At 73.5% G+C, this 24682-nt stretch carries 25 protein-coding genes and 2 tRNA genes; 14 read left to right on the plus strand and 13 right to left on the minus strand.

The genetic code is table 11. The features are described from left to right. Positions 1 to 50: 50 nt before the first annotated feature. A complete protein-coding gene (locus ACSNOC_RS19375) occupies positions 51 to 647 on the minus strand; it encodes a hypothetical protein (RefSeq protein WP_436748757.1) in 597 nt (198 codons plus the stop codon). An 857-nt stretch (positions 648 to 1504) separates the two neighbouring features. Here ACSNOC_RS19375 and ACSNOC_RS19380 point away from each other — a divergent pair. Then, positions 1505 to 1645 (plus strand): hypothetical protein, encoded by a 141-nt coding sequence (locus ACSNOC_RS19380; RefSeq protein WP_436748758.1) that lies wholly within the window; start codon positions 1505 to 1507, stop codon positions 1643 to 1645. 206 nt (positions 1646 to 1851) lie between these two features. Beyond that, positions 1852 to 2283 carry a tautomerase family protein gene (locus ACSNOC_RS19385; protein ID WP_436748759.1) on the plus strand — a complete coding sequence of 144 codons (432 nt, stop codon included), beginning with the start codon at positions 1852 to 1854 and terminating at the stop codon, positions 2281 to 2283. On the opposite strand, the gene ACSNOC_RS19390 is transcribed toward ACSNOC_RS19385, so the two are convergent. The 3 genes from ACSNOC_RS19390 to ACSNOC_RS19400 form a co-directional block, all read right to left on the minus strand. Further along, positions 2258 to 3907 carry an FAD-dependent oxidoreductase gene (locus ACSNOC_RS19390; RefSeq protein WP_436748781.1) on the minus strand — a complete coding sequence of 550 codons (1650 nt, stop codon included), beginning with the start codon at positions 3905 to 3907 and terminating at the stop codon, positions 2258 to 2260. The two genes, ACSNOC_RS19385 and ACSNOC_RS19390, sit on opposite strands and share 26 nt — an antisense overlap. A gap of 75 nt (positions 3908 to 3982) precedes the next feature. After that, entirely contained in the window at positions 3983 to 4882 is a 900-nt protein-coding gene (locus tag ACSNOC_RS19395; protein ID WP_436748760.1) for an AurF N-oxygenase family protein, read from the minus strand. A 146-nt stretch (positions 4883 to 5028) separates the two neighbouring features. After that, positions 5029 to 5862: a putative protein N(5)-glutamine methyltransferase gene (locus ACSNOC_RS19400; RefSeq protein WP_436748761.1), complete on the minus strand. Its 834-nt coding sequence runs from the start codon at positions 5860 to 5862 to the stop codon at positions 5029 to 5031. A 224-nt stretch (positions 5863 to 6086) separates the two neighbouring features. Here ACSNOC_RS19400 and ACSNOC_RS19405 point away from each other — a divergent pair, with 224 nt between their 5' ends. From ACSNOC_RS19405 to ACSNOC_RS19430, 6 genes are all read left to right on the plus strand, one after another. Continuing rightward, positions 6087 to 8147, plus strand: coding sequence for an outer membrane protein assembly factor BamB family protein (locus tag ACSNOC_RS19405; protein ID WP_436748762.1), 2061 nt, complete (start codon positions 6087 to 6089; stop codon positions 8145 to 8147). Between the two features lie 198 nt (positions 8148 to 8345). After that, positions 8346 to 8954 carry a sigma-70 family RNA polymerase sigma factor gene (locus ACSNOC_RS19410; RefSeq protein ID WP_436748763.1) on the plus strand — a complete coding sequence of 203 codons (609 nt, stop codon included), beginning with the start codon at positions 8346 to 8348 and terminating at the stop codon, positions 8952 to 8954. Next, positions 8932 to 9798, plus strand: a complete 867-nt coding sequence (locus ACSNOC_RS19415) for a collagen-like triple helix repeat-containing protein (protein WP_436748764.1) — start codon at positions 8932 to 8934, stop codon at positions 9796 to 9798. The genes ACSNOC_RS19410 and ACSNOC_RS19415 overlap by 23 nt, the downstream gene beginning before the upstream one ends. 133 nt (positions 9799 to 9931) lie before the next feature. Next, positions 9932 to 10069 carry a hypothetical protein gene (locus ACSNOC_RS19420; protein ID WP_436748765.1) on the plus strand — a complete coding sequence of 46 codons (138 nt, stop codon included), beginning with the start codon at positions 9932 to 9934 and terminating at the stop codon, positions 10067 to 10069. Positions 10070 to 10407: 338 nt separating this feature from the next. Continuing rightward, positions 10408 to 10977, plus strand: coding sequence for a SigE family RNA polymerase sigma factor (locus ACSNOC_RS19425; protein ID WP_436748766.1), 570 nt, complete (start codon positions 10408 to 10410; stop codon positions 10975 to 10977). Positions 10978 to 11191: 214 nt separating this feature from the next. After that, positions 11192 to 12865 carry a long-chain fatty acid--CoA ligase gene (locus ACSNOC_RS19430; RefSeq protein WP_436748767.1) on the plus strand — a complete coding sequence of 558 codons (1674 nt, stop codon included), beginning with the start codon at positions 11192 to 11194 and terminating at the stop codon, positions 12863 to 12865. Positions 12866 to 12916: 51 nt separating this feature from the next. On the opposite strand, the gene ACSNOC_RS19435 is transcribed toward ACSNOC_RS19430, so the two are convergent. Next, on the minus strand, positions 12917 to 16243 hold the full coding sequence (locus tag ACSNOC_RS19435) for a PAS domain-containing protein (protein ID WP_436748768.1): 3327 nt from the start codon (positions 16241 to 16243) through the stop codon (positions 12917 to 12919). A gap of 125 nt (positions 16244 to 16368) precedes the next feature. Beyond that, positions 16369 to 16767 carry an SSI family serine proteinase inhibitor gene (locus tag ACSNOC_RS19440; protein WP_436748769.1) on the minus strand — a complete coding sequence of 133 codons (399 nt, stop codon included), beginning with the start codon at positions 16765 to 16767 and terminating at the stop codon, positions 16369 to 16371. Positions 16768 to 16966: 199 nt separating this feature from the next. On the opposite strand from ACSNOC_RS19440, the gene ACSNOC_RS19445 reads away from it, so the two are divergent. Both ACSNOC_RS19445 and ACSNOC_RS19450 read left to right on the plus strand, forming a co-directional pair. Further along, positions 16967 to 17056: transfer RNA gene (locus ACSNOC_RS19445), tRNA-Ser, on the plus strand. Positions 17057 to 17209: 153 nt separating this feature from the next. Continuing rightward, a tRNA-Arg gene (locus tag ACSNOC_RS19450) sits at positions 17210 to 17282 on the plus strand. Between the two features lie 57 nt (positions 17283 to 17339). Here the strand turns inward: ACSNOC_RS19450 and ACSNOC_RS19455 are convergent. The 5 genes from ACSNOC_RS19455 to ACSNOC_RS19475 all read right to left on the minus strand — a co-directional run bounded on the left by ACSNOC_RS19455 (position 17340) and on the right by ACSNOC_RS19475 (position 20685). After that, the gene (locus tag ACSNOC_RS19455) at positions 17340 to 18257 is read right to left on the minus strand and encodes a PASTA domain-containing protein (RefSeq protein WP_436748770.1); all 918 of its coding nucleotides are present in this window, start codon (positions 18255 to 18257) and stop codon (positions 17340 to 17342) included. A 111-nt stretch (positions 18258 to 18368) separates the two neighbouring features. Continuing rightward, entirely contained in the window at positions 18369 to 18623 is a 255-nt protein-coding gene (locus tag ACSNOC_RS19460; RefSeq protein ID WP_436748771.1) for a hypothetical protein, read from the minus strand. Positions 18624 to 18735: 112 nt separating this feature from the next. Then, positions 18736 to 19305, minus strand: a complete 570-nt coding sequence (locus ACSNOC_RS19465) for an HhH-GPD-type base excision DNA repair protein (RefSeq protein ID WP_436748772.1) — start codon at positions 19303 to 19305, stop codon at positions 18736 to 18738. Continuing rightward, positions 19306 to 20208 carry an LLM class F420-dependent oxidoreductase gene (locus ACSNOC_RS19470; protein WP_436748773.1) on the minus strand — a complete coding sequence of 301 codons (903 nt, stop codon included), beginning with the start codon at positions 20206 to 20208 and terminating at the stop codon, positions 19306 to 19308. 39 nt (positions 20209 to 20247) lie between these two features. Further along, complete coding sequence (locus ACSNOC_RS19475; RefSeq protein WP_436748774.1) at positions 20248 to 20685, minus strand: Rieske (2Fe-2S) protein; 438 nt, start codon at positions 20683 to 20685, stop codon at positions 20248 to 20250. Between the two features lie 163 nt (positions 20686 to 20848). On the opposite strand from ACSNOC_RS19475, the gene ACSNOC_RS19480 reads away from it, so the two are divergent. From ACSNOC_RS19480 to ACSNOC_RS19495, 4 genes are all read left to right on the plus strand, one after another. Further along, positions 20849 to 21232, plus strand: a complete 384-nt coding sequence (locus ACSNOC_RS19480) for a hypothetical protein (RefSeq protein WP_436748775.1) — start codon at positions 20849 to 20851, stop codon at positions 21230 to 21232. A gap of 98 nt (positions 21233 to 21330) precedes the next feature. After that, positions 21331 to 21816 carry a sigma-70 family RNA polymerase sigma factor gene (locus tag ACSNOC_RS19485; protein ID WP_436748776.1) on the plus strand — a complete coding sequence of 162 codons (486 nt, stop codon included), beginning with the start codon at positions 21331 to 21333 and terminating at the stop codon, positions 21814 to 21816. Next, positions 21813 to 22502: a zf-HC2 domain-containing protein gene (locus ACSNOC_RS19490; RefSeq protein WP_436748777.1), complete on the plus strand. Its 690-nt coding sequence runs from the start codon at positions 21813 to 21815 to the stop codon at positions 22500 to 22502. The genes ACSNOC_RS19485 and ACSNOC_RS19490 overlap by 4 nt, the downstream gene beginning before the upstream one ends. A gap of 29 nt (positions 22503 to 22531) precedes the next feature. After that, on the plus strand, positions 22532 to 22753 hold the full coding sequence (locus ACSNOC_RS19495) for a hypothetical protein (RefSeq protein WP_436748778.1): 222 nt from the start codon (positions 22532 to 22534) through the stop codon (positions 22751 to 22753). Between the two features lie 101 nt (positions 22754 to 22854). Here ACSNOC_RS19495 and ACSNOC_RS19500 read toward each other — a convergent pair whose 3' ends face one another. Beyond that, the gene (locus tag ACSNOC_RS19500; RefSeq protein ID WP_436748779.1) at positions 22855 to 23727 is read right to left on the minus strand and encodes an RNA polymerase sigma factor SigF; all 873 of its coding nucleotides are present in this window, start codon (positions 23725 to 23727) and stop codon (positions 22855 to 22857) included. Between the two features lie 580 nt (positions 23728 to 24307). Then, positions 24308 to 24484 carry a hypothetical protein gene (locus ACSNOC_RS19505; protein ID WP_436748780.1) on the minus strand — a complete coding sequence of 59 codons (177 nt, stop codon included), beginning with the start codon at positions 24482 to 24484 and terminating at the stop codon, positions 24308 to 24310. Positions 24485 to 24682 lie beyond the last annotated feature (198 nt).

Raw genomic sequence — 24682 nt, forward strand, 5'->3', positions numbered from 1 at the left:
GGTGGGCATCGTGCCGGTGGGGGCGGGGGCGTCCCGGGTTGTGTTCAGAATCAGATGCCGCTGTGGTGACGTGTCCGGCGGTGCGTGCGGATCGGGTTGCCCTTCAGCGACTGCCAGGGACGCTGCGAGACCCGGCCGCGGAGGACTCGGAACATGTGGCGGGCGGCGGCTCGTTCGCCGGTCAGGGCGAACATCATGGCGAACATGTTGTGTTCCCAGACCCAGTACGGTCCCCGCCGGTAGTCGGGGTGCCGGACCGAGCGGTCGGCGGCGTCGTGGAGCTGCCGGGCGACGAGGGGATTGCGCAGGTAGCCACATGCCTGGGCACCCGAAGTGGCCAGTGACTCCAGGTGTGCCTCGGCAGCCAGCACACCCAGCGCGCTCCCGCCGGGGGCGTGTGTCATCGCGCCGTAGGCGAAGGCGTGCATGGCCTCGTCCGAGCCCCCGTGCCGGGCGCCCGCCTGCTGAAGGTACCGTCCGTGCGCGCCGACATGCCCCGGCACGCGGCGTACCACCTCGTCGAACAGCTCCCGGCCGAGGCCTGTGTCGGCCTCCAGCGCCGTCGCGACGACGAACAGCCCGACCAGGGCTCGACCCAGTCCGGCTCGCGTGTCCGGCCGCTGCTCCGGTGACGGCGCACCTGGCACACCACATGCCACTGGGGTGGTGGGCCCCGCTGATGTGACAGGCCGCGGACAGCAGGACCAGGGAGGGCGCCGTGTCGTCGGTGACGACGCCCGGCAGCCACTCCCGCAGCACCGCCGACTCTCCGAGGCGGCTCAGCAGATGCTCGCGCTCCTCACCGCTCACCGCCTCCAGGTGGGCCTGGATGGCCGGCCAGTCCCGGCACCGGACGGTCCGGCGCAGATCGGCCGGCAGCGGCACCTCACATGGCAGGAGACGTCGCCACGCCGCACTCAAAGCCCCCACGGTTCCTCCGCTTCACACGGCCACGAATCATGCGAGTATCGCGTCCGTCGCCGCGCAGCTCACGGCGAGGCCAGGCTGGGCCGTCAGTTCACGGGGCGGCTCGTCCGCGCGACCGCACGCCGTGGGGCCCGTGGCGTTCAGACCGAGCTCGACTGCGACTTGCCGCATGGCTCGTACGACCGGACGGCCGCATGCCGGGGGCGAGCCACGGCCCGGGCCTCGGGAGTGGTCTCTGCGGCGATGAGTGCGACGGTTTGACTCCTCGTGTGCGTAGGTAAGTTGAGAGTGTGATGTGCCTCGCCTGGCCGCGCGCTGTCTCCAGCGTTCCGGCGGTCGGCGACGCACGTCCTCGGGGGGAACGGAAAGCGCCGCATGGGCGGCGTGACCGGGGAATTGACCCAAGAGGGCGTGCGGACACAGCACAGAGCCGATGGCGTCAAGGACCCGGACCGTTCCCTCGCATCGCTTCGAGGAGGACAGAGTGCCGTCGAACGACGATCGTCGGGTTCCGGGCGACCGCGCGCCCGTCAGGAGGCAGCGTCGGGCAACTGGCCCATCCGGCTCGCCCGTTGCCGTGCGCACCCTCGAACTGGCCGGATTGCTCGCGATCCTGACCGTGTCCGCCGGTGTCTACGTCGTGGCGGGCGCCGCCGCGTTCGGGGCGGTCACGGCTGTCACCGCGTCCCTGTTCGCCGTGTGGCGCGCCGGCCGATAGGCGGACGCGCCGGCCGGGCGCGGAGACGGTGCCGCCGACCACCGGGTTCGTCGCGCGGATCGTGCCCCTGGTGAAAACGCATGGCGGGGCATGCCCGTGGTGAACGGTTCGGCCGTTGACAGAGGGCACCTCGGCGTTTAGTTTTGCACGCAAATATGTTTTGCTTTCAAAGTAAAGGTGGTCGCGGACCGCCGGACGGAGGCGTCATGCCGCACTTCCAGGTACGGATCCACGAGGAGGAGCTCGATGGCGAGGTCGAGCCGAAGCTCGTTCTGGCGCTGACCGACGCGCTGGGCGGGGTCTACGGGGAGCACCTGCGCTCCCTGGCGGTCGTCGAGTTGTTCGGCGTCCCGCGTCAACGGTGGGGCGTCGGCGGCGAATCCGGCGGGCCGAACGCGCCGGTGGTCTCGCTGCACCTGCGCGAGGCGGCGCTGCGCCTGCCGGGGGTCGAGGACGTTCCGGCGCGGTTGATCCGGTCCCTCACCGATGCCGTGGTCACCGTGTTCGGCGAAGCCGTCCGGCGGCACGTGACCGTCCACATCGTCGGCGTTCCCGCGGGCCGTTCCGGCGTCGGCGGCGTGATCGACCCGCCCCCGGCCGGTTCGGGCACCATCACCCCCTGGCCGACATCGTCGTGAACTTGCGTGCTGCGGCGAGGAGTTCGGCCGTGGTGGTGAGCTTCACCCGGGGGCGGCCCGAGCGGCGGCCGTTCTCGCGTTCGGCGCGGTCGATCGCCTGCGCGCCGCGGCGGCCGACCGACTCGGGCCGGCGGCGGCGGACCAGGCGGGTGAACTCCCGTGCGCCCGCCGCCGGGTGGGGCAGCCGTCGGGCGGCGGCGTCCTCCAGCAGGGCGTCCACCGTCTCCTGCGCGCAGCGGCGGTTGGCGCCGATGCCTCCGGACGGGCCGCGCTTGGCCCACCCGACGACGTAGACGCCCACCAGCCCCTCGACCCGGCCGTGTTCGTGCGGGATGGCGCCGGTCGCGTCGTCGAACGGCAGCCCCGGCAGGGGAGTTCCCCGGTGGCCGATGGCGCTCAGCACTACCTCGGCGCGGATCGTGTCCGCGGACCCGGACCCGGACCCGGACCCGGCACCGCTGCCGACCCGGAGGGCCGTCACCCTTCCGTCGCCGGTCAGTTCGAGGGGCGAGGTCAGGAAGCGCAGGACGATACGGCGGCCCGGACCCGGCGGGGGCGGTGCCGTCCAGTCCGTGTGCTCGACCGGCACGTCACCGAGCAGCGCCGCCGTCGCGGCGTCGGCGGCGATCGCCTCGCGCACTCCCGGCCGGTCGTCGATCACGAGCCGGACGCCCGGCAGGTGCTTCAGCGCGTGCAGTTCGGGCCGGGTGTACGCGGCCTCCGCCGGGCCGCGGCGGCCCAGCAGGACGACCTCGCGCACGGTGCTGTCGCGCAGCGCCGCCAGTGCCCGGTCGGCGATGTCGGTGCGCGCGAGGAGCGCGGGGTCGAGGGTGAGGACGCGGGCCAGGTCGACGGCGACGTTGCCGTTGCCGATCACGACGGCGCGTTCGGCGGTGGCCAGGTCCACGCCGGGGGAGGGGACGTCGGGGTGGCCGTTGTACCAGGCGACGAAGGCGGTGGCCGGCGCGGTGCCGGGCATGCCCTCGCCGGGAATGCCCAGCGGCCGGGGGGAGTCGGCACCGACCGCGTACACCACGGCGTGGTGGTGGGCCGCGAGTTCGGCGTGGGTGACGTCCCGGCCGACGTCGACGTTGAGGTGCATGCGCAGCCGCGGGTGGCGGTGCAGCTCGGCGAAGGTGTCCCCGATGCCCTTGGTGGACGGGTGGTCCGGGGCCACCCCGAAGCGCACCAGGCCGCCCGGGACGGGCAGCCGGTCCAGCATCGTGACCTCGGCGCCCGTCCTGCGCAGCAGGGCCTGTGCGGTGTAGTGGGCGGCCGGTCCCGTGCCGACGACCGCGATCCGCAGGTCGCCGCTCCCGGCGGGTAGTGGCTGGGGGAAGTCGGGCTCGTTCCAGTCCTGTTGGCCGGGCCGTGCGGCGTAGTAGCGCTCGGCGAACTCGGCGTGGACGGCGTCCGCCGCGCTCAGGCGGTCGCCGGGGACGATGGCGTCCACCGGGCACGCGTCGGTGCACGCGCCGCAGTCGATGCAGGTGCGCGGATCGATGTACAGCGTCTCGGTGGTGCCGAAGTCCGGCTCGCCGGGGGCGGGATGGATGCAGTTGACGGGGCAGACCGAGACGCAGGACGCGTCGCTGCAGCACGTCTGGGTGATGGTGTAGGGCATGGTGAGCGCGCCGTTCTCGCTTCCCGGGGCCGAGGCCACCGGGGCCTCGTGGGCCGGTCCGGTCAGCCGGATGCGTCAGATGAGGCTGATCCGCCGGTAGATGGACATGGCGGGCCGGGTCAGCAGGCCGACCTCTCCCAGGAACTTCATGAGGTTGGCGGCACCGCTGCGCAGCATCGCCTTGTGGTGCTCGTTCTCGCGGGCGGCCCGCACGGCCTCGTCGACGTCGAGCCCGGCCGCGGCGTACACCTGGTCGTTGACCATGCTGGTGACGATGAAGTACGCGACGAGGGCCACGGACACGGCGCTCGTCGCGCGGCGGGTCCGGCCCGCGTCGCGCAGCCGCTCACGCACCTCCGCGCGGGCGAACCGCATGTGCCGGGACTCCTCGACGACATGGATACGGCTCGTCGTCCGCACCAGCGGCAGCACGTCCTCGCCGCGCATCGCGTCGCGCTGCATGAGGTCGAGGACTTCCTCGGCCACGAGGATGGAGGCGTAGGCGACTTCGGCGACGGCCAACGACTTGAACAACCGGCCGAGTTCGAGGATGGTCCGCTTCGGGGCGTAGGCGGCGATGCCCATCTTCTCGCACGCGCGGGCGAACATGATCGAGTGGCGGCACTCGTCCGCCACCTCGGTCAGGGCGAACTGGAACTCGGCGGTCGCCGGGTTCTTCCCGTACTGCTCCCGCAGCACCATCTGCTGGAGGATCATCTCGAACCAGATGCCGGTGCTCATGATGGAGCACACCTCGTGCCGGGTCAGCGTCACCCGCTGCTCCTCCGGCATGCGGTCCCACAGGGCGGTCCCGTACAGGGTGCTCCACTCCGGGTTGAGGCCGTGCAGGCCGGGCGCCAGCGGCGCGTCCCAGTCGACCTCGTCCGCCGGGTCGAAGGAAAGCCTCGCCGCGGACTCCAGCAGCCGTCGCGAAACGTCCTCTGTGTGCTGGGGCTCTGTCACCGTGCCGCTCATGATCAACCACACCTCCGGCAGCGGGGTCACTGGCCGTCGGGACCCCTTGTTGACATCAAATCTAACAAGAGGCGGCCGGTCCCGGAAGCCCCTGGCGCGCCCTCCTTGCCGGACGGCGCGCCGTCGCCCCGGCGGAAGGCGCGCCGTCACGCCACCGGGCGGCCGGCGATCACCACCGTCGCGTCCAGGTCGTCGCAGGTGGCCAGGCGGGCGAGCAGTCCCGCCGCGGAGAGGACGGCCAGCGCCGCGGGCGCCTGCGCCTGGCTCGTCTCCGACAGCAGATGGCCGCCCGGCGCGAGCCACGCGGGTGCCTCCGCCGCCACGCGGCGCAGCAGGGACAGGCCGTCCGGGCCGCCGTCGAGGGCCGTGGCGGGCTCGTGGTCGCGGGCCTCCGGCGGGAGGAAGGGGATCTGCCCGGTGGGGACGTACGGAACGTTGGCCACCAGGACGTCGACCCGGCCGCGGAGGGCCGGGGGGAGCGGGGCGTAGAGGTCGCCCTCGTGGACCCGGTCCGCCGCGGCGGGCAGGTTGCGGCGGGCGCAGGCGACCGCCGCCGGGTCGATGTCCGACGCGTGCACCTCCGCGCCGGGGAGCCGTGCGACGAGGGCCGCGCCCACCGCGCCCGAGCCGCAGCACAGGTCCACGATCACCGGACGCGGCGGGGCGAGGGCGGCGGCCCGGTCCGTGAGGAACTCGGTGCGGCGGCGCGGAACGAAGACGCCGGGTGCGACGGCTATCCGCAGGCCGCAGAACTCCGCCCAGCCCAGGACCTGTTCGAGCGGCAGGCCGGCGACGCGGCGGTCGACCATCGCGGCCAGTCCGGACGGCGTACGGGCCTCGGCGAGGAGAAGGCGGGCCTCGTCCTCGGCGAAGACGCAGCCGGAGGAGCGCAGCCGGGTGACGATCTCCGCGAAGGAGAAGGAGGGAGAGGGAGAGGAAGACGAAGGGGAAGGGGAAGAGGAAGGACCGGGGCGGGACATGCGGGGGCCTTTCGGGGGTGCCGCAGGCGCTCCCTCAGCCGTCCACGGGTGAGAGCGCCCGGTGCGAGCCACTGGTACCGGTAATCGCCACTCACCTCCTCCACATCCGTTCGGTCCCGGCCACCCTACCCGAGCCGCGGGACCCCGCCCGGCGTGCACGGTCGATCCTGAGTGCGTTGCTCCTTATGGTTTTTCCGTCGGCGAGGGGCGGAAAGGGAGACGGGATGGAGGCATTCAGGGCGCTGCGGCCGGAGGACCCTTCGCACGTGGGCCGGTACCGGATCATCGCGCGGCTCGGCGCCGGGGGAATGGGGCGGGTCTACCTGGGGCGTTCGCCCGGCGGCCGGTGGGTGGCCGTCAAGGTGGTGCACCCGGAGCTCGCGGAGAACACGGAGTTCAGACGGCGGTTCGCCCGCGAGGTGAACGCGGCCCGGCGGGTCAACGGATTCTTCACCGCGGGCGTCGTGGACGCCGACCCCGAGGGCGTTCCGGCCTGGCTGGCCACGGCGTACGTGGCGGGGATATCGCTCGGGGACGCGGTGGCCGCGCACGGGCCCTGGCCGCTGGAATCCGTGCTGGTGCTGGGCGCGGGGCTCGCCGAGGCACTGGAGGCCATTCACCAGGCCGGAGTCGTGCACCGGGATCTCAAGCCGTCCAACGTGCTGCTGGCGGCGGACGGTCCGCGCGTCATCGACTTCGGGGTCTCCGTGGCCGGTGACGCCAGCATGCTGACGCAGGCGGGCATGACGGTCGGCACCCCCGGATTCATCAGCCCCGAGCAGCTCACCGGCAAGCCGGTCGGCACGGCCGCCGACATCTTCGCGCTCGGTGGGGTGCTGGCGTACGCGGCCACCGGCTCCGGCCCGTTCGGCGGCGGCTCGGCGCACATCCTCAACTACCGTGCCGTCTACGAGGATCCGGAGCTGGAGGGGCTGCCGCCCGAGCTGCGCGCGCTGGTCGAGCCCTGCCTCGCCAAGGACCCGGCCCAACGCCCCACCCTGCCCGCGCTGCTGGACCGGCTCACCGGCATGGCCAGCAAGACCCTGGACACGGCACGGGTGTTCGCCGAGACCGACTGGCTGCCCGTACCCGTGGTCCGGGACCTCCACTCGCGGGCGAGCGCCGCGCTGCCGCCCGTTCCGCTGGGCGGCACCACGCCGGGCCTGGGCGGCCCGGAGCCGGATCCGGAGCCGAGGCCGGTCCGGCGGCGCACGCTCCTCGGCCTCGGCGCCGGAGTCGCGGGCGTCTCCGCCGCGGCCCTCGTGGCGGGCCTGGTCGGCGACCGGTGGCGCGGGGCGGGGGACGACGCGGCCAACATCCCGTCCGGGGAGCGGCGTTGGGCGTTCGCCACCGGCGACGCCGTGGTCTCCTCCCCGGCCGTCGCGGACGGGACCGTGTACGTGGGGAGCCTGGACGGCAGCCTCTACGCGCTGGACGCGGCCAGCGGCGCCCGGCGATGGGCCTACTCCACCGCCGAACGGGTGCTGTCCTCCCCCCTGGTGGCCGACGGCGTCGTGTACGTGGGCAGCCTCGACGGTCAGTTGTACGCGCTGGACGCCGAAAACGGGGAAAGACTCTGGGAGTTCGGCACCGACGACGCCGTGCTCTCCTCGCCCGCGCTCGGCGGCGGGTACGTCTACGTCGGCAGCGGCGACGGCAACCTGTACGCCGTGGATGCCGAAAGCGGCGCGCCGCGCTGGGAGTTCGCGACCGGCGACGTCGTGGACTCCTCGCCCGCCACCGCCGACGGCGTCGTCTACGTCGGGAGCCTGGACGGCCGTCTGTACGCGGTGGACGCCAAGAGCGGGGAGCAGCTCTGGGAGTTCGCCACTGAGGGCGACATCTTCTCCTCGCCCGCCGTCGTGGACGGCACCGTGTACGTCGGCAGCGCGGACGCCCGCCTGTACGCGGTGGACGCGGCCACGGGCGAGCGGCGCTGGGCGTTCGCCGCCGACGCCCGCGTCTTCTCCTCGCCCGCCGTGGCCGGCGGAACCGTCTACGTCGGCAGCGACGACAGCAGGCTCTACGCGGTGGACGCGGCGAACGGTACCCGCCGCTGGTCGTTCCCGCTCACCGACGCGGCGGGCATCTCCTCGCCCGCCGTCGTCGACGGCGTCGTGTACATCGGCAGTGCCGACGGCAATCTGTACGCTGTGGACGCCGCCACCGGCAGGTACCGCTGGACGTTCACCACCGACGCCTCGGTCCGCTCCTCGCCGGCGGTCGCCGGAGGGATCGTCTACGTGGGCAGCGACGACGGTCATCTGTACGCGGTGAAAGGATGATCACGGTCAGCCACGTTGTGGCAATAGCCGGTCTTTTCCGTAACGGATAGGCTCCTTTCCGTAAGATCTATGACCCACGCCATGCACGATCGGTGTCCGCCGGTCGGCGTGCCACCCTGTCGATGGAGACCAAGAGAGGACCCGAAGGTCCGTGAACGCTCAGCTCGTTGGGAACGCCGCGCGCCGGGAGGGGCTTCGGTGACCGAGCCCCTGCCCGCCCCGCGCGGTGGCGTGGCTCCGCTGTCGCCGCTGCCGGCGGACTTCCGCGCCTTCCACCAGCTCTACCGGCCCGCCTACGTGCGCTGGGCCGAGCTGTTCCTGGGCACGAGAGCCGACGCCGAGGAGGCCGTCGATCGCGCGTTCGAACAACTTGCCGCCGAGTGGCCGGACGTGCTGCGGCTCGACGGCCCCGCCGGTCACGCGTGGACCGTGCTCAAGCGGCACACCGTCGAGGCCGCGCACTCCCTCGGCCGCCGGGCGGTCGTGGCGGACACGGCGGTGTTCGAGACCCGGGCCCTGCGCGACGCCGTCGACCCGATAGGGGAACTGGCCGAGAGCCTGTCCCTCTACCAGGCCATCCGGGAGCTTCCCGAGCGCCAGCACGACGTCATCGTGCTGCGCTACTGCATCGGCTACAGCACGGTCGAGACCGCCGACATCCTCGGCATCAGCCTGCCCGGCGTCCGGTCCACCGAGCGGTACGCCCGGCACCGGCTGAAGGAGGCGCTCGGGCTGGACGCCGCCGGCCGCGGTGACTGGCTGGCCATGGCCCGGGAGGTGAGCGGTGACGACGCGGCGGTCCATTGACGACGCGCTGGCCAGGGCGGCCCTCGCCCGCCGGCCCCACACGTACACCGAGCAGGAGATCGAGGCGGCCGAGGCACGCATCGCGGCCCGCGTCGAGTCCCGGCTCGCCGACCACGTGCCGCGCCAGTGCCGGATGGAGGGCCGCGCTGGACTGCCGGGCCACCCGGGCCAAGCGGACGCCCCGGGCCACCCGGGCCATCCGGGCCGAGCGCGTCACGCGGGCCGTCCGGGCCATCCGGGCCACGACGCGGAGACGGCCGGGCGCCTGCGGATCCTGTGCCAGACCGTGGTCGAGCAGGAGGGCGCCCTCCAGCACCTGGCCGTCTTCCTGGCGCGGCGCATCCCGCACCCGGACGGCGCCCGGGTGCTGGGCTGCGTGCTGCAACTGGCCGGGCGCGAGGACGGCGCGCGCTTCTGGTGGCAGTACGCGGCCGGAGCCGGGGACGCCGCCGCCGCCTACTGCCTCTACCTGCACCACCTCGCCCACGGCGAGCGCTGGGAGGCCGAGCTCTGGCACCGGCAGGCCGAGGGCGGCGACGCCGACCGCCCCACGCACCGCGACCCCGACCCCGACCCCGAGCGCATCAGTCACGTCGATGTCGCCGTCGGCGTCGCCGTCGACGCCGACACCGGCGGCGGGACCGTGCCGGCCGACGGCAGCAACCCCGGCCTGGTGCTGCGCGTGCTCGCGCTGCTGCGCGGCGACCGCGCGTACCTCACGGAGGCCGCCGCCGCGGTCGTGCACTACGTCCCGGACGCCGTCCAGTTCGTCGACGAGCTGGAACTCCCCCTCCCGGCCGCCGACTTCGTCAAAAGGATCGAGGAGCTGACGGCCACCGGCTGAACGAGGTTTAACCGGCGGCCGTCATTCATGCGAGCGAATCCCCCCAATCCAGATGAATTCCCGGCGGGTTTGTGGGCAATTTCGGATCGCGACGTCGCGATCCACCACCACGTGATGCCCACGGAGGAAATGAATGGCAAGCATCCGCCCCGCGCGGGCCGCCGCCGCGCTCGCCGCGGTCCCTTTGGGCCGGAGCGCCACCGCAGGCGCGTCCAACGAGAACGTCATCGCCGGTGCGGACGGCGCCCTCGCCCCGGTGTCCGCCGGGTGAGCCACGGGGGCCGGTGACGTTCTGGGGTACGCCACCGGCTCCGACGCGAAGGGTCAGGCCGCGCGGCCACACCGCTGGACGGTGGGGCCGCGCGGCCACGCGCATGGACCACGCGCATGGACCGCGCGCACCGGCCGTGCCTACCGGCCGGTCGCCCCTGGCCGCGGCCGGTCACCAGCGATCATCAGGTGAATCCCTGAGCACGACTGGGGGTAAGGAGGAGACCCCCTCCACCTCTGGGAGGTGGTGCCGGCACCCCTTCTACACCCTGGGGGGGAGGCGGCATCGCGACCTCTGGCCGATCCATTCCGGCGGTAATGTCACCTAATTTGTAAGGCATGACCACGCCCAGGACAGCCCAGACGGGCACGCCGCCGACCTTCACCTCGTACGTGCAGGCGCGCGGCGCGGTGCTGCTGCGTACCGCCCGCTCGCTGACCTCCAACCCCAGCGACGCCGAGGACCTGCTGCAGACCGCCCTCACCAAGACGTACCTGGCGTGGGAAAGGATCGAGGACCACCGGGCCCTCGACGGCTACGTCCGCCGGGCCCTGCTCAACACGAGAACCTCGCTGTGGCGCAAGCGCCGCGTCGACGAGTTCGCCGTCGAGGAGCTGCCCGAGCCCGACCCGGGCCCGGAGCCCGACGCCGCCGAGCAGCAGGCCATCCGCGACGCCATGTGGCGGGCCGTCGGCAAGCTGCCCGCCCGCCAGCGCGCGATGGTCGTCCTGCGGTACTACGAGGACCTCAGCGAGGCGTCCACGGCCGAGGTGCTCGGGGTCTCGGTCGGCACGGTCAAGAGCGCCGTCTCCCGGGCGCTGGCCAAGCTCCGCGAGGATGTCGAGCTGGCCCAGGTCGCCGCCCGCGAAACCCCGATCAGCCAGGCCGACCAGGCCATGGCCGCCTAACCGCCCGGCTGTCCGCCCGGCCGTCCGACGGCCCGCCTGACCGCCTGGGCAGCACGGCCCGCGGCCCGCCGCCGCGCGCCCCGCCACCAATTTCCGCCTCACGGCGCACGGGGGGTAGTGCGCCGACGCCGCGCGCCGCCAGAATCACCGGTGACCCAGCTCGCTCACCCACGACCCGCGCCTGACGACGCGCGCGCGACAGCGGGAGGCCACCGTGTTCGGCTTGATGCAGGACGTTCCCCTACTGGTCAGCCGCATCCTGCGGCACGGCTCCACCATCTACGCGGGATCCCGGGTCACCACCTGGACCGGCGACGGCACCCCCCACCGCCGCACCTTCGCCGAGGTGGGGGAACGGTCCGCCCAGCTCGCCCACGCGCTGGCCGACGAGTTCGGCGTCCGCGACGGCGACCGCGTCGCGACCCTCATGTGGAACAACGCGGAGCACCTGGAGGCGTACTTCGCGATCCCCTCCATGGGCGCGGTCCTCCACACGCTCAACCTCCGGCTCCCGCCCGAGCAGCTCAGCTTCATCGTCAACCACGCCGCCGACCGCGTCATCCTCGTCAACGGCACGCTGATCCCGCTCCTCGCGCCGCTCCTCCCCGGCCTGCCCCGGGTCGAGCACCTCGTGGTCGTCGGCCCCGGCGACACCGCCGCGCTCCGCGCCGCCGCGGCCGGCACCGGCGCGGCGGTCCACGCGTACGAGTCGCTGATCGCCGGCCGCCCGACCTCGTACGACTGGCCCGTGCTGGACGAGCGCACCGCAGCCGCCCTCTGCTACACCTCCGGCACCACCAGCGACCCCAAGGGCGTCCTCTACAGCCACCGTTCGGTCTACCTGCACTCGATGCAGGTGAGCATGACCCAGTCGATCGGCCTGACGGACGCCGACACCACGCTCACGGTCGTGCCCATGTTCCACGTGAACGCCTGGGGGATCCCGCACGCGGTCTTCATGACGGGCACCGGGCTGCTGATGCCCGACCGGTTCCTCCAGCCCGCGCCGCTCGCCGACATGATCGCCGCCGAACGCCCCACCCACGCCGCCGCCGTGCCCACCATCTGGCAGGGCCTGCTCGCCGAGCTCGCCGCCACGCCCCGCGACATGTCGTCCCTCGCACGCGTCAGCATCGGCGGCTCGGCCTGTCCGCCCGCGCTGATGAAGGCGTTCGAGGAACGACACGGTGTCCGCGTCACCCACGCCTGGGGCATGACCGAAACCTCGCCGCTGGGCACGATGGCCGTCCCGCCGCCCGGCCTCAGCCCCGAGGAGGAGTGGCCCTACCGCATCACCCAGGGCCGTTTCCCGGCCGGCGTCGAGGCCCGGCTGACCGGCCCGGACGGCTCGTTCCTGCCGTGGGACGGCGTGTCGGCGGGCGAGCTGGAGGTGCGCGGCCCGTGGATCGCCGCCGCGTACTACGGCGGCGCGGACGGCGAGCCGCTGCGCCCGGAGGACAAGTTCAGCCCGGACGGCTGGCTGCGCACCGGCGACGTCGGGGTGATCACGCCCGACGGCTATCTGACGCTGACCGACCGCGCCAAGGACGTCATCAAGTCCGGCGGCGAGTGGATATCGTCGGTCGAGCTGGAGAACCACCTGATGGCCCACCCCGCCGTCACCGAGGCCTGCGTCGTGGCCGTGCCCGACGAGAAGTGGGGCGAACGCCCCCTCGCCGCCGTCGTGCTGAGCGGCGCGGAGGACGCCGGGAGCGTCACGTACGAGGAGCTGCGCGCGTTCCTCGGCGAACGGATCGCCCGCTGGCAGCTGCCCGAACGGTGGACGACCATCGACGCCGTGCCCAAGACGAGCGTCGGCAAGTTCGACAAGAAGCTGCTCCGCGCCCGTTACGCCAAGGGCGAACTGACGGTCACAACGCTCCGCTGATCGGCTGATCTGCCGATCGGCTGATCCGCTGAGGGGCCGGGGAGTCCGCGGTCAGTGGGCGCCGATCTTGGCCAGCAGGTCGACGATCCGGGACTGGACCTCGGGGTTGGTGGAGCGCTCCGCGAGGAAGAGCACCGTCTCCCCCGAGGCCAGCAGCGGAAGCTGGCTCGGATCCATCTCGGCGGCCGTGTAGACGACGAACGGCGTGCGGTTCAGCAGCCCGTTCACCCGCAGCCAGTCGATGATCCCGGCCCGCCGGCGCCGGACCTGGTTGAGGTCCATGACCACCAGGTTCGGCCGGATCTGCGCCGCCACCTCCACCGCCTCGGCGTCCGAGGCGGCGTGCGCGGCCTGCATGCCGCGCCGCTCCAGGGAGACGGTCAGCGCGTGGGCGATCGCCTGCTGCTCCTCCACCAGCAGCACCCGCGGCGGGTGCTGCTCGCTGTCCCGGGGCGCCAATGCCTTGAGCAGAACGGCCGGGTCCGCGCCGTACGCGGCCTCGCGGCTCGCCTGGCCCAGGCCGGCCGTCACCAGCACGGGCACCTCGGCCGCCACCGCCGCCATCCGCAGCGACTGGAGCGCCGTGCGGGTGATCGGCCCGGTCAGCGGATCGACGAAGAGCGCGGCCGGGTAGGCGGCGATCTGCGCGTCGACCTCCTCGCGCGAGTTGACGATCACCGGCCGGTAGCCGCGGTCGGTCAGCGCCTGCTGCGTGGAGACGTCGGGCTCGGGCCAGACCAGCAGCCGCCTGGGGTTGTCCAGCGGCTCCGGCGGCAGCTCGTCGTCGGCCGGAGCGGTCAGGCGGCGCAGCCCGCGCCCGCCGGTGTGCGCCTCGGTGACCTCGACCGCGCCGTTCGGGCCGTCCAGCGGCTCGGGGCCCTCGGCGGCCCCGACGGCCGGCGCGCCGATCGCGAACTGACGGCCGCGGCCCTGCGAGTCCTGCCGTCCGCCGGTCCCCGCGCCGCGCGAGTCGTCGGCGGGCGGCGTCGCGAGCTTGCGGCGGCGCACCGGCTGCCCGGGAGCCGGGACGGGGGCCGGGGCCGGAGCCGGGTGCGGGCCGCCCTGTGACGGGAGGGACGGAGTGACCGGCACGCCCTGTCCGAGGGTCTGCACGCTGACGCCGGACGACCGGGGGCCGGTCTTCGCCCGGTCGCTGCCGGGCATGGGCAGCGCGCGCGGCTGCCGGCGCGGGGGAACGGGCGGGGCGCTGCCGTCGAGGATCGGGCTGGCCGCGACGACCGTGTGCTCGACGACCTGCGGCTCGTCGCTCTCCTCCGGACCGGTCTCGGGAACGGGCCCGGTCGGCTGTTGCTGGTGCTGCTGTTGCTGCTGTGGGTTCTGCGGAACGGCGGGTTCGAGGGCGGCGGCGCCGGTCGGGTCCTGGGGCGTGTGCTCCGCCGGGCCCAGCGCGAGCGGCTCCTGCGGGGACGCCGCTCTGCGGCGCCGCCCGGTCGGCTCGGGCTGGGGCATCGGTGCGGGCTCGGGCTCGGGCATGGGCGCGGGCGGCGGGGCGTGCGCCGGTCCCCGCGCGGGCGCGGGCGTGGGCACCGGGGCTTCCTCGGCCGCCCCGAGCGCCCGCCGCCGGCGGCCGTGCCCGGGGCCGAACTCCTGCCCGTTCCCCTGACTCCGGCCGGGATCCTGGCCCGGATCCTGTCCCTGTCCCTGCCCGTGTCCCTGTCCCGCCCTGTGGCCCTGAGCCTGCCCGTGGCCCTGAGCCTGGCCGCCCTGCTCCGGCAACGGCGCCGGGGCACCGGAATGCCTGCGCCGCCGCCCGGTCGGCGTGTCGGGCACCGGCTCTATGGCCATCGGCGTCTTCGCCGTCGTCCCCCGGACGGGCTGCGCCGGAACGGGCATCACCGTCGTGTCCCCGGTCGCGTCGCGCGCCGGGACCGCCCGGGGAGCCGTTCCCCCGGCCGCCAGCACCGGAACCTCCAGGACGTACGCCGACGAACCGCCCACCTGGTGCGTCTGCAGCACCCCGCCGTGCTGCCGCACGATGCCCCGCACGATCGGCTCGTGCACCGGATGGCCACCCGGATACGGCCCGCGCACCTCGATCCGCACCACGTCACCGCGCTGCGCCGCCGCCACCACGATCGTGGAGTCGGCCCCCGGCGACATCGCCGCGGGAACGGCCTGCCCGGTCGCGTCCACCCCGGCGACATCCGCCACCAGATGCGCGAGCGCCTGCGCCATCCGGTCCGGGTCGACCTCCGCCTCGATCGGCGGAGCGTGCACCGCGAACTGCGCGCGCCCCGGCCCGATCAGCTCGGTCGCGCCCTCGACGCCCGCCGACACGACCGTGTCCAGCGAGATGCGTTTGAACGACAGCTTCTCCCGGCCCTCGTCCAGCCGCTGGTAGCTGAGCACGTTGTCGACCAGGGTGGTCATCCGGGCGTACCCGGCGGCGAGATGGTGCAGCACCTGGTTCGCCTCGGGCCACAACTGCCCGGCGGGGTCGGAGGCCAGCGCCGCCAGCTCTGTGCGGAGCTGGTCGAGCGGTCCGCGCAGGCTCTCGCGCAGCACCGACAGGAGTTGCGCGTGGCGGGCGGCGAGCGCGTCGTAGGCGCGGCGGTCGGTGAAGGCGAGGACCGCACCGACCAGCTGATCCCCGTCCCGCACCGGCGCGGTGGTCACATCGACCGGCACCGCCCGGCCGTCCTTCGTCCACAGCACCTGCCCGCGCACCCGGTGCTTGCGGCCGGAGGTGAGCGTGTCGTGGAGCGGGGTCTCCTCGAACGCCAACGGGGTGCCGTCCGCCCGCGAGTGCTGCACCAGCGGGTGCAGCTCCTGGCCACCGAGCTGGCTGGCGCGGTGGCCGAGGATCTGCGCCGCCGCCGGGTTGACCAGCACGATCCGGCCGGCGGTGTCCACGCCCACCACGCCCTCGGACGCGGCGCGCAGGATCATCTCCGTCTGCCGCTGCTGGCGGACCAGCTCGGCCTCCGTGTCGAGGGCGCCGGAAAGGTCGCGAATGATCAGCACCAGCAATTCCTCACCGGTGTAGTCGTCCGCAAACGCCGCCTCGATCGCGGACGCGTACGGAGCGTGACCCGCGCCGAGGCCGGCGCTGGTCACCTCCACCGGCAGCTCGACACCGTCCGTGCGCCGGGCCACCATCCGGGTGGGCTTGGTCCGGACGCTGGGGTCCTCCTCCGGGCGGCGCATGGAACCGGGGATCCGGCGCGGGTCGAAATCAGGCACGATATCGAGGAGTCCGCGACCGATCAGCGGGGCGCCCGGCACCTCCAGCGTCTCCACGGCGATGGCATTCGCGTTGACCACAGTGCCGTTGCCGTTGACGAGCAACAGCGCGTCGGGCAACGCGTCGAGTATGGCGGCGAGGCGAGCAGCGCCCCTCGCTGGCCTGCTGCTCACGACGTCGGTTCCTCCCTTGACCCACGTGTTCCGGATGCACGTACCCCGTGCGTGTCATGAGGGGGAGTCTACGGGCAGCCGCGCCGGACGCGGCGGTGCGTGCGGAAGAAGCAGCTCAGAGCCGGTCAGCTCAGGGCGGGCAGCGCCGGAACGAGCGCGTCCCAGCGGGCGATCTCGCACCCGTCGGAGCGGCTGAACTCGGCCCGCACCGGCTCCCCGTTCCACGTGCCCTCGACCGTGGCGGTGGCCGGTCCGCCGTACATATAGGTGCACAGGGTGTCCGCCGCCACCGGCTCGAACGGCGCGGTGGCCGCCTCGATCGCGGCACACGCCTCCTCGGGCTGCGGGTGGTCGCCCCCGGCGGGCTGGCAGGTCAGCAGGAAGGTGCCGTCCGTCTCCCCGGTCCCGGTGACGGTGATCTCCAGCCGGTGGGTGTCGGCACTGGGCTCGTCGGCGACGGCGACGGCCGGCAGCACGGCGGAGGTGGCGAGGGCGAGAACGGCGGTGAGGCTCTTGTACGGCATACGGGTGCTCCTGACGCGTAGGGTCGACGAGTGGCGCGAGGCGGGTGATGCCTCCGCTCCCACTGCTAACGCTCCTCGGCCCGTTGCGTTGCGCAACTCGACGCGACGACGACACCCCCGTAGGGTGGGATCCGATTGGCTGCGGCCGTTCGGGCTGTGGCATCATTTGCTCGCACGCGGCGCTCGCGCTGCTGTGCGAGGAGGCTTCGCCTAGTCTGGTCTATGGCGCCGCACTGCTAATGCGGTTTGGGGTTACCCCCCATCCCGGGTTCAAATCCCGGAGCCTCCGCCGACAGAACAAGATCGAGAACACCCGAAAGCCCTGGTCCCCACCGACCAGGGCTTTTGCTGTTTCCGCAGGTCAGCCCGGCCCCCCGGATCTGATTTCACCAGGACGGCCGGGTCATGTAATGTTGTCCCCGCAACACGGCCCCCGGGCCGAGCGCTCGTAGCTTAACGGATAGAGCATCTGACTACGGATCAGAAGGTTGCAGGTTCGAATCCTGCCGAGCGCGCAGCACACATATCGAAGCCCCGTTCCGGTTCGCGGAACGGGGCTTTCGCGTGGGTGGTCAGGTATCGCAGGCGATGCCGTCGTCGTCGCCGTCGAGGGCGTCCCGGTAGCCGGGGTCGTGGCGGTGCAGCGGGGCCGCGTTGGCGGCCCGGGCTGCCGCGCAGTCTTCGTAGTAGACGTACCCGCCGTCGTCCTCGTTCCCGGCCTCCTCGTCGTCCGTGGTGGGCGGATCGGGGTGGAGGTCGGTGCCTTCGGTTGTGGGGCAGTCCGTGGCGGGGGCGGTGAGGGACAGCGTGACGTCGACGGTGTCCGGGTGCTGGATCTTCTCGCCTTCGGCCGGGTGCTGGAAGCACACGACCCAGTCGTCGTGCTCCGCCGGGAGGGGCACGTCCGTATAGGCGCTCTCCGCCTCGATGCCGGTTAGCTCGACCTCGCGCATCGCCGACTCCGCGTCGGCGAACGGGAGGCCCAGGACGCCGGGCACCTCGGGGTGGGGGACGGCCGCGCCGTCGCGGGGCGGGCAGGGCGTGCCGTCGCGGACGACGGCGAAGTCGATGACCGTGTCGGGGGCGGCCTCGGTGCCGGCCGCCGGGGACTGGAAGCAGACCGACCAGTTCTCCTGGACCCACTGGCCGGCGTCCTCGTCGGTCGCGTCGTGGGACGTGGACCGGAAACCGGCGTCGTCGGCGGCGTCACTGGCGGAGGCCAGGTCGCGGCCGGTCAGATCCGGTATCCGCGCCGTCCGGCGGGGTTCGGCGCGGGGTTCGTCGTCCGGCTGCTCGTCCTCCGAGGGGGTGAACAGGATGAGGGCGAACCAGACCCCCGAGACGACCGCCGCGATGATCTTCTTCCGCCGCGGCCAGCCGCTCCGCCACACGAGGACGATGCCGACGGGCGGCAGGAGCACCAGGGCGGTGATGAGCAGGGCCGGATGCCGCCACGCGGGCCGTGGGGGAGGTGGGTTCGGAACATGCACGGGCGGTCAACCCCTCGGCGGTGGCGTGTCGGACCGCGCACGCTATATCACGGCGGGTAACAGGCTGGGGGTACGCCGGGTGACGGTAGAGACACGGTACGGACGGACCGGTCAGCCCGTGGTGCGGGTGCGGTGGTTCAGTTCTTTGACGCGGGCGCGCAGGGATTCGCTGGCCGTGAGGGGGGTGACGTCCTCGGGACGGGCCGTCCATTCGTGGCCGCCGCCCGGGGGGCGGAGCCAGATCGTGCCGTGGAGGTGGGCCATGACGCGGCCGATCATGCCGCGTGACCTGTCCAGGGCCATCGTCCCGATCTCGGGGAGCGGGGCCGCGCCGGACTCGTTCGGAGCGAAGTGGTTGCCTGTCATGGCAGACTCCCCCGGGCTCAAACCGCGCCGTGTGGTCGGCGTCACATCTGCACCATGCCCACAGCGGGGCCAGGTAAAAGGCAACCGGCCAACCTCAGAGGGAAATTTGAGGTCAGGCCCGCCGCTTCGCCTCCTGCTTGTACGCGCGGACCCGGCTCAGGGACTCGGGGCCGGTGATGTCGGCGACCGAGCGGTAGGAGCCCTCCTCGCCGTACGGGCCCGCCGCCTCGCGCCAGCCGTCCGGGGTGACGCCGAGCTGCTTGCCCAGCAGGGCCACGAAGATCTGGGCCTTCTGCTGCCCGAAGCCCGGCAGGGCCAGCACCCGGCGCAGCAGGTCCTTGCCGTCCGCCGCGCCGTTCCAGACCACGGCGGCGTCGCCGTCGTAGTGGTCGACCAGGTACCGGCACAGGGCCTGCACCCGCTTGGCCATCGAGCCGGGGTAGCGGTGGATCGCCGGCTTGGTGGCGAAGAGCGCGGCGAACGCCTCCGGGTCGTGCGCCGCGATCTCACGGGCGTCCAGGTCGTCGCGGCCCAGGCGGGTGGCCAGGGTCCAGGGGCCGGTGAAGGCCCATTCCATCGGGATCTGCTGGTCCAGGAGCATGCCGACGAGCGCGGCCAGCGGGCTGCGGGCCAGCAGCGCGTCGGCTTCCTCGCGCTGAGCGAGCCGGAGGGTGGCGGTCATCTACCCATCATGGCCGGTGAGGCCGAGCGCGGCGGCCAGGGTCCGGTAGGCGGGGAGGGGGATGTCGCGGGTCGGGTCCTCCGTGACGACCTGGAGCGCGAGGTGGTCGGCGCCCGCCGCGAAGTAGTCCTCCGCCCGGGACCGGATCGCCTCCGCGTCGCCCAGCACGAACACCTCGGCCAGCAGCCGGTCGCTGCCGCCGTCGCGGAAGTCGTCCTCGGTGAAGCCGAGCCGCAGCAGGTTGTTGGTGTAGTTGGGCAGCGCCAGGTAGTACGACAGGTAGGCGCGGGCGGTGGCGCGCGCCCGGTCCGGGTCGGGGTCGAGGACCACCTTGAGCTCCGGCGCGAGCACCGCCGCGCTGCCGAGCGTCTCGCGCGCCCGGGCGGTGTGCTCGACGGTCACCAGGTACGGGTGCGCGCCGCGCGCCCGGTCGCGGGCCAGCTCCAGCATCCTCGGGCCGAGCGCCGCCAGCACCCGCCGGTCCGCCGGGACCGGGGTCGCGGCGGCGTCCAGGGCCGCCAGGTACGCGCGCATCGCCGCGTACGGCCGCTGGTAGCGGTCGGTCAGGGCGCTGTGGCTGACGCCGAGGCCGAGCACGAAGCGCTCGCCGTGCGCCGCGTTCACCTCCGCGAACGCCCGGGCCACGTCGTCCGCTTCGTGCTCCCAGATGCTCAGGATGCCGGTGGCGACCGTGATCCGCCTGGTGGCCCGGAGCACCGGAACGGCCTGTGCCACGCCGGGGTTGCTGCCGAGCCAGATCGTGCCGTAGCCCAGCTCGTCCAGCTCATGGGCGGCGTCCGCGATCTCCGTCCGCCGCGCCGGGTCTTCGGAGCGCAGCGCGCTGCTCCAGACGCCGATGCGGCCGAGGCCCCCGGCGGGCTTCTGCGCGAGTGTGGAGTCCATGAGGGGCGCAACCGCGCGGCGGGACCCGCTATTCCGGTATCACTCGGTGACCACGCGATCGCCCTCGATCTTGACCCGGATGGGTGGCAGCGGCGCGTCGGCCGGGCCTTCGAGGCGCTCACCGGTGGCCGCGTCGAAGAACGAGTCGTGGCACGGGCAGTGCAGCTGGTCGCCGTCCGGCTGGACGGTGCAGCCGGCGTGCGTGCAGATCGCGCTGAACGCGGTGACGGTCGTCTCGTCGGACCGGAAGAGCAGCGCGTCCGCGCCGTTCGGCGTCTTGACGGCGACGGCCTCGCCGACCGGCACGTCGACGAGGGCCGCGATCGGTCCCGCGCCGGGCTCGGCGGCGTCCTCGGCGCCGCTGCCGTCGCCGCACGCGGTGAGCGCGAGGGCCCCGGCGGAGGCGGCGGAGGCGGCGAGAACGGAGCGGCGGCACGGGGCCGTCCGCCGCTGGTGGTCGTGCGGGGTCGTTGTCATACCCGAGCACACGCAGCCGGTCACCGACCGGTTCAACCCGATGCCGGACCGTGGTGGCACGGGCGCGCGGCGGGCGCGGGATAGTTGAACCCCGCGCCGTTGCGGCACGTGTGGTCGGGGTGAGGGACGCGGGGCGCGCGAGCGAGGGAGCGAGGAGCGAGCCATGGCGGTGGGCGGGGCACTGCGGGTACTGACGGCACTCGGCCTGCTCGGCTCGGCCTGGGTGCACCTGGTGGTGTGGCGGGACTGGGCGCGTGACGAGGACGTCGTCGGCCCGCTCTTCCTGGTCAACGTGGCCGCCGGGCCGGTCCTGGCCCTCGCCGTCCTGGCCTGGCGCGGGCACTGGCTGCCGGAGCTGGCGGCGGTCGCCTACGGGGCGGCGACGCTCGGCGCCTACGCCCTGTCGCTGACGGTCGGTTTCTTCGGCGTCGAGGAGCAGTTCCGCACGGACGAGGAGGTGTGGGGCGTGATCACCGAGGCGGTCTGCGTCCTGGGCGGCGCCGCCCTGCTCGGCCCGCGGCTCCGGGAGCGGGGCCGGCGGGCGTGAACGACCAGGCGCGGGAACAGCCTCAGCGGCAACGGCCCCACAAGACCCGGCCCGCACGGCCCCGGCCCTCGCGGGAAGAGCCGCCGGAGGAGCAGTTGATGCGTGCCCTGCACGACGAACACGCCGCCGCCCTGTGGGCGTTCGCGCTCCAGCTCACCGGCGGCGACCGGGACCGGGCCGAGGACGTGGCACAGGAGACGCTGCTGCGCGCCTGGCGGCACCCGGGCGTGCTCGACCAGACGACACGCTCGGCGCGCACCTGGCTGTTCACCGTCGCCCGGCGCATCGTCATCGACAACTGGCGCTCGGCGGCGGCGCGCGCCGAGATCAGCACCGGTGAGCCCCCGGAGCTGGCCGTGCCGGACGACACCGAACGCGCCGTGCAGGGCTGGCTGGTGGCCGACGCGCTGGCCGAACTCACCGAGCGCCACCGCGAGGTGCTGGTGCTCTGCTACTTCCAGGGGCTGTCGGTGGCCGAGGCCGCCGCCCGTCTCGGCGTCGCGGAGGGCACGGTCAAGTCGCGGACGCACTACGCCCTGCGCGCGCTGCGCCTGGTACTGGAGGAAAAGGGGGTGACGCGATGAGCGCGGACCCCTTCGCGATGTACGACGGGGCGTACGTACTCGGGGCGCTCTCCCCGCACGACCGGGCCGAGTTCGAGGAGCACCTGCGCGGCTGCGACGGCTGCGCGCGGGCCGTGGGCGAACTGGCCGGGCTGCCGGGGCTGCTCGGCCTGCTGGGCCAGGTGGCGCCCGGCGGCGGGGAGTTGGGGCTGCGGCCGGGGCCGCCCGCGGCGTCGCTGCTGCCCGCGCTGCTGGCGCGGGTCGCCCGGGAGCGCCGGCGGCGGCGCGGGCTGGCGGTGCTGACGGCGGCGGGCGGGGTGACGCTGGCGGCGTGCCTGGTGGTGTCGTTCACCCTCACGGGTGCCTCCGGGAGCACCGGCGCCGGGGGTGACGAGCGGCCGACCGTGGCCGCGATGACGCCGCTGGGCAACTGGCCGGTGAGCGCCGACATCATGCTCGTCCCGGCGGAGGACGGCGGCGGGACGCGGGTGCGGATGGAGTGCCGTTACGGCGGTGACCAGGTGGGCGACTACGTGCTGGTGGCGATAGACCACGACGGCGCGGCGGACGAACTCGCCCGCTGGCACGTGCTGCCCGAGGAGACGGCGCGGGTGGCCGTGTCCACGCCGCTGCCGCGCGCGGACATCAGGTCGCTGGAGATCAGGACCCCGAGCGGACTGCCGGTGCTGCGGACCAGCCTTCAGTGACGGCGGAGGATTCGCTAGGGTCGGCAGGCATGGCTCACAATCCCCAGGCACCTCAGCAGGGTCCGCAGGACTACGACCCGGCGGGCAGCACCCAGATGTTCCAGGCGTTCGTCAACGACGAGGCGCAGAACCGGCGTTCGGCACCCGCCGCCTCGGCGGCGGTCTCGTCCGGGCCGCGCGTCGGCATGATCGCCGGTGTGGTGCTGGTGCTCGTCGTGGTCGTCGCGGTGGCCTGGCTGGCCCTCGGCTGAGGGCACACGGCTGCGGCTGAGAGGCCGCGGCCGAGCCCGACGGCGCGCGGACGCCCGTCGCACTCCCCGGACCGGCGACGCGTCCGCCGGTCCGGGCCCGGTCACTCCTCGGCGGTCAGCCCGTCGCGCAGCTGCGCGAGCGTGCGGGTCAGCAGCCGGGAGACATGCATCTGCGAGATCCCGACCTCCTCGCCGATCTGCGACTGCGTCATGTTCGCGAAGAAGCGGAGCATGATGATCCGCCGCTCTCGGGCGGGCAGCCGGGCCAGCAGCGGCTTCAGCGACTCGCGGTACTCGACGCCCTCCAGGGCGGCGTCCTCGTAGCCGAGGCGGTCGGCCAGCGAGCCCTCGCCGCCGTCCTCCTCGGGCGAGGGGGAGTCCAGGGAGCTGGCGGTGTACGCGTTCCCCACGGCCAGGCCGTCCACGACCTCGTCCTCCGAAACGCCCAGGCACGCGGCCAGTTCGGGGACGGTGGGGGAACGGTCGAGCCGCTGGGACAGCTCGTCGCTCGCCTTGGTGAGGGCGAGCCGCAGCTCCTGCAGGCGGCGCGGCACGCGCACCGACCACGAGGTGTCACGGAAGAAGCGCTTGATCTCCCCGACGACCGTCGGCATCGCGAACGTCGGGAACTCCACGCCCCGTTCGCAGTCGAAGCGGTCGATGGCCTTGATCAGACCGATGGTGCCGACTTGGACGATGTCCTCCATCGGCTCGTTCCTGCTGCGGAATCGGGCCGCCGCGTAGCGGACCAGCGGGAGGTTGAGCTCGATCAGGGTGTCCCGCACATAGCCGCGCTCCGGGCTGTCCGCGTCGAGCGTGGCCAGGCGCTGGAACAGGGAGCGCGAGAGCGTGCGGGTGTCGAGGCTGTCGGTGTCCGCGGGAGCTTCGTGCGGCAACGAGGGTGCGTGCTGCGCGGGTACATGCGGCGTGCCGGTCGTGTCGAGCACCTTGGAGCTGCCCAGTTCTACGGACATGCCACCCCCTTGAGGTCGTGGACGGGTCGCGGCGGCGCGCTTCCGACCGTGACTTCCGAACGAGAAGAAGGCGCCTCCTCGTGGATACCGGTCCTGCCGCCACGGCAAACGCGGTTCCCACAGAATGTCATGTGACACTCCCCCTTATGGGGCGCCGGTTCGGTCGCACGCCGCCGACACACTGTGCGCGTAGCGTAACTGCGGGCTGTGTGTCGCGTCTACGGTCCGTTGACATGCAGAAACGCCCCCGCTCTCCTCTCCTTGGAAGGGCAGGGGCGTCGCCTCGCTTCCGCTGTGGCGCCTTACTGCGCGGCCTGCCCGCTGCCGGGACAGGTGGTCAGCTCGCCGGTCTCCTGATGAATCGGAACCTGTTCGCCGGGCTCCACAGACACGATCGTGCCGCAGACCGGGCAGCTTGCCACGGCGGTACGTGCTGGATCGATCTGCGGCGGCGGTCAGCAGTCTAGGAGGGGCCCCGGCCGCCTGACTCGTGACGGCCGGGGCCCAGTTCCGGCGGCTGGCAGCCGCCGCCGGAGTCCTGCCCGGGCGCTCGCGGACCCGGGCAGGGGTCGGGGGTCGGTTACCGATCCTCGGCGTCGCTGCGGAGCCTGTCGGCGAGGTCGCCGCCGAGGTCGGCTGCCAGTTCGCGGACATCCTGCGGCAGCGACGTGTCGTGCGCGGCGTTCGCGGCGGATGCGAGACCCCGCACGTTGGCGAAGAACTCGTCGTCGTCCATCTCGTCGGCACTTTTGACCATGGCGTCTCCTTACGGGTGGCGGGTCGTGGTGGGCGCCCGCCCCGGCAGGGGTGGGGTGGTGCCGGAGCGGGCGGGAATGGGCCCGCCCCCCGCCGGTTCCGAGGCGGGCGAGGGGCGGGGTGCCCCGGGACGCGCCAGCGCTTGTACACGCCGCGGGGCGCTTGCCTGCGCCACCCGCCAAGGGGCTGGGGAGGGGGC

Origin of the sequence: Streptomyces sp. URMC 129 (assembly GCF_051386415.1) — a bacterium.
Classification (GTDB): Bacteria; Actinomycetota; Actinomycetes; order Streptomycetales; family Streptomycetaceae; genus Streptomyces.

Excerpts from the sequence above, each read along its gene's own strand:
- ACSNOC_RS19420 (WP_436748765.1), top strand. The coding sequence starts at position 9,932 with ATGGCAAGCATCCGCCCCGCGCGGGCCGCCGCCGCGCTCGCCGCGGTC.
- ACSNOC_RS19485 (WP_436748776.1), top strand. The coding sequence starts at position 21,331 with ATGCGTGCCCTGCACGACGAACACGCCGCCGCCCTGTGGGCGTTCGCG.
- ACSNOC_RS19475 (WP_436748774.1), bottom strand. The coding sequence starts at position 20,685 with ATGACAACGACCCCGCACGACCACCAGCGGCGGACGGCCCCGTGCCGC.
- ACSNOC_RS19490 (WP_436748777.1), top strand. The coding sequence starts at position 21,813 with ATGAGCGCGGACCCCTTCGCGATGTACGACGGGGCGTACGTACTCGGG.
- ACSNOC_RS19425 (WP_436748766.1), top strand. The coding sequence starts at position 10,408 with ATGACCACGCCCAGGACAGCCCAGACGGGCACGCCGCCGACCTTCACC.
- ACSNOC_RS19470 (WP_436748773.1), bottom strand. The coding sequence starts at position 20,208 with ATGGACTCCACACTCGCGCAGAAGCCCGCCGGGGGCCTCGGCCGCATC.
- ACSNOC_RS19495 (WP_436748778.1), top strand. The coding sequence starts at position 22,532 with ATGGCTCACAATCCCCAGGCACCTCAGCAGGGTCCGCAGGACTACGAC.
- ACSNOC_RS19460 (WP_436748771.1), bottom strand. The coding sequence starts at position 18,623 with ATGACAGGCAACCACTTCGCTCCGAACGAGTCCGGCGCGGCCCCGCTC.
- ACSNOC_RS19440 (WP_436748769.1), bottom strand. The coding sequence starts at position 16,767 with ATGCCGTACAAGAGCCTCACCGCCGTTCTCGCCCTCGCCACCTCCGCC.
- ACSNOC_RS19480 (WP_436748775.1), top strand. The coding sequence starts at position 20,849 with ATGGCGGTGGGCGGGGCACTGCGGGTACTGACGGCACTCGGCCTGCTC.
- ACSNOC_RS19505 (WP_436748780.1), bottom strand. The coding sequence starts at position 24,484 with ATGGTCAAAAGTGCCGACGAGATGGACGACGACGAGTTCTTCGCCAAC.
- ACSNOC_RS19390 (WP_436748781.1), bottom strand. The coding sequence starts at position 3,907 with ATGCCCTACACCATCACCCAGACGTGCTGCAGCGACGCGTCCTGCGTC.
- ACSNOC_RS19400 (WP_436748761.1), bottom strand. The coding sequence starts at position 5,862 with ATGTCCCGCCCCGGTCCTTCCTCTTCCCCTTCCCCTTCGTCTTCCTCT.
- ACSNOC_RS19405 (WP_436748762.1), top strand. The coding sequence starts at position 6,087 with ATGGAGGCATTCAGGGCGCTGCGGCCGGAGGACCCTTCGCACGTGGGC.
- ACSNOC_RS19385 (WP_436748759.1), top strand. The coding sequence starts at position 1,852 with ATGCCGCACTTCCAGGTACGGATCCACGAGGAGGAGCTCGATGGCGAG.
- ACSNOC_RS19395 (WP_436748760.1), bottom strand. The coding sequence starts at position 4,882 with ATGAGCGGCACGGTGACAGAGCCCCAGCACACAGAGGACGTTTCGCGA.
- ACSNOC_RS19465 (WP_436748772.1), bottom strand. The coding sequence starts at position 19,305 with ATGACCGCCACCCTCCGGCTCGCTCAGCGCGAGGAAGCCGACGCGCTG.
- ACSNOC_RS19500 (WP_436748779.1), bottom strand. The coding sequence starts at position 23,727 with ATGTCCGTAGAACTGGGCAGCTCCAAGGTGCTCGACACGACCGGCACG.